Annotated in this window: 7 protein-coding genes; 1 reads left to right on the top strand and 6 read right to left on the bottom strand. The window is 37.2% G+C overall.

Annotated features, from left to right (window positions below; all coding sequences use genetic code 11):
- The 5 genes from AC1DDX_RS23195 to AC1DDX_RS23175 all read right to left on the bottom strand — a co-directional run.
- The coding region (locus tag AC1DDX_RS23195) for a MetQ/NlpA family ABC transporter substrate-binding protein (protein WP_477622669.1) at positions 1-411 on the bottom strand (411 nt) is incomplete at its 3' end.
- Positions 412-427: 16 nt separating this feature from the next.
- Positions 428-1,084 carry a methionine ABC transporter permease MetI gene (locus AC1DDX_RS23190; protein ID WP_172663684.1) on the bottom strand — a complete coding sequence of 219 codons (657 nt, stop codon included), beginning with the start codon at positions 1,082-1,084 and terminating at the stop codon, positions 428-430.
- Complete coding sequence (locus tag AC1DDX_RS23185; protein ID WP_477622668.1) at positions 1,077-2,003, bottom strand: methionine ABC transporter ATP-binding protein; 927 nt, start codon at positions 2,001-2,003, stop codon at positions 1,077-1,079. Before AC1DDX_RS23185 ends, AC1DDX_RS23190 begins: the two co-directional genes overlap by 8 nt.
- 118 nt (positions 2,004-2,121) lie before the next feature.
- A complete protein-coding gene (locus tag AC1DDX_RS23180; protein ID WP_337715047.1) occupies positions 2,122-3,036 on the bottom strand; it encodes an NAD(P)/FAD-dependent oxidoreductase in 915 nt (304 codons plus the stop codon).
- Positions 3,037-3,159: 123 nt separating this feature from the next.
- Entirely contained in the window at positions 3,160-4,179 is a 1,020-nt protein-coding gene (locus AC1DDX_RS23175; RefSeq protein ID WP_288880370.1) for a hypothetical protein, read from the bottom strand.
- A 156-nt stretch (positions 4,180-4,335) separates the two neighbouring features.
- Between AC1DDX_RS23175 and AC1DDX_RS23170 the strand changes: the two genes are divergently transcribed.
- Positions 4,336-5,247 carry an SAM hydrolase/SAM-dependent halogenase family protein gene (locus AC1DDX_RS23170; protein WP_337715049.1) on the top strand — a complete coding sequence of 304 codons (912 nt, stop codon included), beginning with the start codon at positions 4,336-4,338 and terminating at the stop codon, positions 5,245-5,247.
- On the opposite strand, the gene AC1DDX_RS23165 is transcribed toward AC1DDX_RS23170, so the two are convergent.
- A complete protein-coding gene (locus AC1DDX_RS23165) occupies positions 5,236-6,522 on the bottom strand; it encodes an MFS transporter (protein WP_288880375.1) in 1,287 nt (428 codons plus the stop codon). The genes AC1DDX_RS23170 and AC1DDX_RS23165 overlap by 12 nt on opposite strands.
- Positions 6,523-6,647: the final 125 nt, after the last annotated feature.

Below are 6,647 nucleotides of genomic sequence, written 5' to 3'. Positions count from 1 at the left end.
GGGTATAATAATGGTGCTACCGTCTTTAAGCTCTTCAATTTTTTTAATCTTTTTCGAATAACCCGCTAGTGGATAAACAAATGTATTACCAACAATTGCAAAGTTATAACCCCGCTGCTTGGCCTGCACATCTAAATAAGGTTTATTTTGAAATGCATTCGCATCAATATCTCCCTGATGAAGCGCTTCGTTGGGCATCACATAATCATTAAATTGTACCAGCTCTACGTCTAATCCGTATTTTTCTTTAGCTACCTTTTGAGCAACCTGAGCTATTGTATATTCCGGGCCCGATTCAACTCCAACTTTAATGTGATTGGGAGTGTTCTTTTTAGAATTGCCTCCGCAGCCGAATAAACCAACAGAAGCTATAATTGTAACTATTGCAAGGGCTTTAATTTCTATTTTCATACGCATTTTTAATAAGTTATTTTCTATGATCTACTTTTTTGGCTATAAAATCGCCAGTAAACTGTATAAAGAATACAAGGGCTACAAGTGAAACGAGTACCGTATTCATTACAGTTACATCGTATCCTACATATCCATACTGATACCCTATCTGGCCTAGTCCACCTGCACCTACAGCTCCTCCCATTGCAGAATAACCGACAAGAGTGATTAAAGTAATTGAAGCGGTATTGATTAAAGATGGAAGCGCTTCTGGAAGCAGGACCTTGTAAACAATTTGAAATGGTGTTGCTCCCATTGCCCTTGCGGCCTCTACCAAACCATGAGGAACCTCGATCAGGCTATTTTCTACCATGCGGGCAATAAATGGTGCCGCACCAATGCTCAAGGGAACCAATGCAGCTTCTACGCCAATAGAGGTACCAACAAGCATCCTTGTAAAGGGTATCATCCAAACAATTAGTATAATGAAAGGAATAGATCTAAAGATGTTAACAATAACCGACACGGTATTATTAAGTCCTCTGTTCTCTAACACTTGTCCCTTGCGGGTCATAAACAACAGTACACCTGTTGGCAAGCCAATAACAAATCCAAAAAAACCGGACACAAAAGTCATGATGATTGTTTCCCAGGCTCCTTTAAAAAGAAGTAAAATCATTGACTCAGACATATCCCAATACCTCCACTCTTATCTGTTTTTGATTATAAAATTCTATTGCCTTTTGGTGGTTCTCTTCAGTACCCGAAACCTCAATTACCATTGCACCAAATTTAACTCCACCGGCATATTCAATTTGCGCATAAATAATGTTATTGTCTAGCTGAAATAAGCGACTTACTTCAGACAAGACAGGATCATCGGCAGATTGCCCTGTAAATTCCAATTTTAACAGTGGTTTTTTCTCTGCTTCTTTATTACTGCTTAACCTTTCCAAATATTCTAACGGGATATTGATTTTTAAAGAAGAGGCTATAAACTCCTTAGTAACATCCATTTGGGGATGCGCAAAAATCTCACTGACAGACCCTTGCTCAATAAGCTCTCCCCCGCTAATTACAGCAACCTGATCACAGATGTTTTTTACAACATCCATTTCATGTGTGATCAGTAAAATGGTAATATTCAGGCGTTTGTTAATATCTTTTAATAAGTTGAGAATAGATTTTGTTGTGGCGGGATCAAGCGCACTGGTAGCCTCATGCCCAACCAGTGCAAGCAGCTCAGCTACTCTATTACTGATCTCCTGCTTAGGCATTTTATCCAACTCCAGCGGGAAAGCTATATTCTCTGAAACAGTTCTGGAAGACAGAAGATTAAAATGTTGAAAGATCATTCCAATTTGTCTTCTCTCTTTAGCCAGATCTGCTGGGGATAAGTCCATCAGATTTTGTCCATCAACAATTACTTCTCCTGAAGTTGGTCTCTCCAATAAATTAACGCAACGGATTAATGTACTCTTACCAGCTCCTGAAGCCCCAATTACACCGAATATCTTTCCCTTAGGAACTTTTAGTGACACCTTTGACAGGGCAATAATTTCCCTGTTTTTCTGATGAAACTTTTTAGTTATATTTTTTAATTCAATCATTAAACTTATTGCAGTTTTGGACTTAGCTATGTATATAAAACTAAGTTCGCTGCAAAAGTAAGAATAATCATTAATAGTCTAGTGTATTAATAGACTTTTACATCTAACACACATTTATTTAACTAAAAGCCTCTTCTATAAGTTCTTTATTTATCATTGCGCCTGCTTTTGTACCCGCTGCCGTTGCAGCAGATACTGCACGAAACATTGTGGTATTATCTCCTGCAGCATAAATTCCGGAGATTGTTGTTCTCTGAAAATCATCAACACTAATAAAGCCTTGTTCATTGATGTTGCACCCAAGTTGCTCAGGCAATGTTGAGTGTTGGTTAAATCCCACTTTGGCAAAAACCGCTGATAACTTTTGTTTGCTTCCATCTTTAAAAACAACATTTGTAATATAGCCCTGATTGTGTTCAATTTCTACAATCTCTTTTTCTATAATTTCAATACCGTGATGTTTAATCCTCTCTGTTTGTTCCAGACTAAGAGTAGATTGTCCATTTGTAAGCAAAACCAGGTTTTTACTCCAATTATAAATTAGCCTGGAGAATTCAAAGCCCAAATCACCATTGGCAATAACACCCATTGGTTGATGTTTTACTTCATAACCATGACAATATGGACAATGCAGAACAGAAATACCCCAACATTCTGCAAATCCTTTTATATCAAGCATCTGATCACTAATACCGGTAGCAAAGAGTAATTTGCTTGCAGCAAATGATTCTCCGCTTTGTGTACTTATTATAAAATCATCTTCTGCTTTTGCGGCCCCAATTGCAAAATCTTCATGAATAGTTACTGTGCTATACTTTAAAACCTGATCTTTCGCTGCAGCGGCTATTTGTTCAGGAGGCAGTCCATCCTGAGTAATGAAATTATGTGAATGAGGGGTTTGCTTATTGCATGGTTTTCCGCTATCTATAATTAAAACCTTTTTTAGCGAACGTCCGAGTGCCATAGCAGCTGAAAGTCCGGCATAACTTCCCCCGATTATGATTACATCAAATCTTTTAGAGTCTTCCATCATTGTTTATTTATGTATAAAAAACTGTATTGCTTTTATAGCAACAAAACTAAATACAATAATCAACAATGCAACATAGTTGCAAATAAAGTCTGTTAACGGAATCTCATTTTTTGCAAACAGGTGTTAGTTTGATGAGCTTTTCCTCAAAGCCTTACTTCCGAAGATGTTATATCGGATAGCAAAAGCTTGCTGGCTATCAATTACCCCATCAAGGAAGTGAAAGGATAAAGTAAACTTACCTTCAATTCCTTTATATATTTTTGGTCGCCAGCTCAGATCCAACCTATTATATGTTTTGGCCGTATAGAATTGATCTCCATCCATGATGTGATGGCCGTCGCCTTTATAGAATGAATTGGTAACACCAAATCTGTGGTACTCTGCAGCCATTTCCAATAACAATCCTTTTGGTGTTTTCCAGCCTCCCACACTACGCTCACGCTCAAATGACATCAAACCACCTGTATTAAAAGTTAATGAGTCTAAAAATGTCCTGCCACTAAAATCTAAACCCACTTTAACTGCGAGTGCTCCGTTGTCTTCGATATGGTCACCCGGAATATCTATCGCAGGGCCTGCGTTATGTAGCATCATCGCATAATGAGAAACAAAGAACATGTCTTTTTTATAACGACCTGATAATCCGAATATAAAATTCTCTCTGTCGGTTGCTGTCTGACGGCTTGTCCAATCGATAAATAATAACTGTTTCCAATTTTCATTTTCATATTTAAGTAACATACCTTCCACATTTGGTCGGTAATAACCTAGCGTATCATTTAAAACAGCTCTTGGGAAATCAGAAAGCAAATCTCGTCTTGGAAACATTCCCATATAAAAATTCCAGTTTTGTTGCGTAAACTGATAATAAACAACAGGATCTATTTTATTGGTAAATTTAGGCGAACCAAATTCATGCAATGCATTAAACCCAACTCTAATCCGGTGGGTACTATCAAGTAATAATCCCAGTTCAGGAGAAAATCTTAATCCGAATATAGTTTGAGAAAATCGATTAGATCTGGCATACTCCCTATTATCTGCAAAAGTGTGAATATTGAGGTTACCTTCGATTTCCTGAGAATAAATTTTTGTTACAGCAGAGGACAATAGAATAATAGTTAACAGAATTTTAATTCTCATATATTTAAGATGTGCTTTTAAGGTCTGATTTACCGTGTTATTATCAATAGGATGGTCTAATATCTTTGTTTCAATAACACAGGCAAATATTAGATAAAATAGTCTTATTTTAAAACTTAATAAATGTTAGTTTGTAAAATTTAATTGTTAAGTCCCATGACCATAAATCAATTGCGTTTAATCGTCTCTCTTTTGATGTTTATGATCTCAAATGTAGGTCTGTCACAAAGCAAAATTGTTGTGTTTCAATCAGATTTTGGTTTAAAGGATGGCGCCGTTTCAGCTATGAAAGGAGTTGCAATGGGCGTATCTTCTGAACTTAAGCTTTACGACCTCACACACGAAATTCCTGCATATAATATCTGGGAAGCTTCTTATAGGCTCATGCAAACTGTACCTTACTATCCCAAAGGAACAGTTTTTGTTTCTGTTGTAGACCCCGGAGTTGGTACTGAAAGAAAATCGGTAGTATTAAAAACCAATACCGGTCAGTTTATAGTTACCCCTGATAATGGAACTTTAACATTAACGGCAGAGCAACTAGGGATTGAAGAGATAAGGGAAATTGATGAAGCGGTTAACAGACGAAAAGATTCAGGCAAATCTTACACTTTTCATGGAAGAGACGTATATGCATATACTGCAGCCCGATTGGCATCAGGCGTGATCTCTTTTAATGAAGTTGGAAAAGTATTGCCCAAAGAGGTTCTAAGCATTCCTTATCAGAAAGCAATTATCATTGGCAAAACGCTTAAGGGCAACATTCCAATATTAGATGTACAATACGGCAATATATGGACCAACATAGATGCTGAACTTGTAAAAAAGTTCAATTTAAAATACGGTGACCTCTTAAAAATTTCAATTTTCCATAACGACAAAAAAGTGTATGAAACTGAGGCACCATATAGCGAGACCTTTGGCAATGTACCAAAGGGCAAACCATTATGCTACCTCAATAGTTTACTGCAACTTTCATTTGCCTTAAATCAAGATAGCTTTGCCACCCTACACAACATACAAAGTGGAAGCGATTGGAATGTAGAAGTAACTAAGTTAGACTTCTGACAATTGAAGTTCTTCTTTCGGGATATCCTGAATCACATCAGCCTGTTTCTTTTTTACCATAACACTTACCCTGTAAACGAAAATACAGCAAACAGCAATAATCACTGAAACAACGATGCCTAAGATGCCATAATTTTCAAGTGGGCTTGTACTATTTTTTTGGGTAACTATAAGCCCTGCACACAAAGCGGCGATACCTCCCGCCATTTGCTGAAGCGAAGCGTTAACACTCATAAAAGCCCCCCTATCTTTCATATCCGGGATACTCATTGTAAGGGTAGTTGCAGGAATCATCCTACTCATTATCCCCATAAACAGTACCATATTGACTAATACAACTTGCCAAAGTGGTATAGGTACCAGATTTGTATAAATTAGTATCATTATTACTGCCAGGGCGGAACCCGCGCTAAACAACATAAATTTATCAATTTTATCGCTTAACTTCCCTATTAATGGCATTATTATAATTGATGCAATACCGGTAAACATAAATACCATAGGCAATTGTTGAGGAGTTATATTTATGTTATTAATCAGATAAGCGCTACTAAAAGGCATAAGCATAAAACCTCCAACGCTTAAAAAGGCTGTAGCGATAAAACCTGTTTGATAAGATTTATTTGAAACTGCATGCCATAAATGCAAAAAGGCACTTTTATCTGACTGTAGAGCAAGGTGCTTATCTATAGGTTTAACCTTTATTACAATGGTTATAGCTATTAGTACTGCCAGACCAACGATCATTAAAAAGGAAGAATGCCAGCCCCATAAGTTCGCAAAATAAAGGCCGATTGGAATACCCAGTACCTGACTGGCAGCAAATGCCATTTGCACAAATCCCATCACCCTGCCACGCTGGTTTACCTCAAATAGATCGGTCATGATGGTCATTGAAATGGCGCCAATAACACCTCCAAATAATCCTGTTATTATTCTGGCACCTAACAACATCCAATATGTTGTTGCTAAGGCACAGCATAGGGTACCAACAATAAATCCTGCGTAGAAAAACAATAGTATTTTTTTACGATCGAATTTATCTGCAAAACCAGCAGCAAGTATCCCTGATGCACCTGCACTAAATGCATAAGAAGATACCACAACTCCAAAACCTTTTGGAGTAATTGAAAGTGATTTCATTAAGTAATCACCCAAAGGCGCGAGAACCATAAAATCAAGCACTATTGTAAATTGAAGTAAAGCCAACAAGGCTATTACCAACTTTTGATAGTTGCTAAACGGTAAAATTATATTAGTTGACGATTGTTTCATGAGTTTTCTTTTATTAGGTCAATTCTTCACACTGATATCCATTTTTTGAAACCAGTTGAATTACATCATCCAGCTTCAAAATTGGGGATACGATACGCAGCACTTGGGGATACGATACGCAGCAC

The organism is Pedobacter sp. 10L46_2, from assembly GCF_056395165.1.
Note: the sequence above shows the minus strand (reverse complement) of the source record. Positions and strands in the feature narration are given on the sequence as shown.

Coding starts and splice junctions, on each gene's coding strand:
- AC1DDX_RS23190 (WP_172663684.1), bottom strand. CDS start 1,084: ATGTCTGAGTCAATGATTTTACTTCTTTTTAAAGGAGCCTGGGAAACA.
- AC1DDX_RS23185 (WP_477622668.1), bottom strand. CDS start 2,003: ATGATTGAATTAAAAAATATAACTAAAAAGTTTCATCAGAAAAACAGG.
- AC1DDX_RS23180 (WP_337715047.1), bottom strand. CDS start 3,036: ATGATGGAAGACTCTAAAAGATTTGATGTAATCATAATCGGGGGAAGT.
- AC1DDX_RS23175 (WP_288880370.1), bottom strand. CDS start 4,179: ATGAGAATTAAAATTCTGTTAACTATTATTCTATTGTCCTCTGCTGTA.
- AC1DDX_RS23170 (WP_337715049.1), top strand. CDS start 4,336: ATGACCATAAATCAATTGCGTTTAATCGTCTCTCTTTTGATGTTTATG.
- AC1DDX_RS23165 (WP_288880375.1), bottom strand. CDS start 6,522: ATGAAACAATCGTCAACTAATATAATTTTACCGTTTAGCAACTATCAA.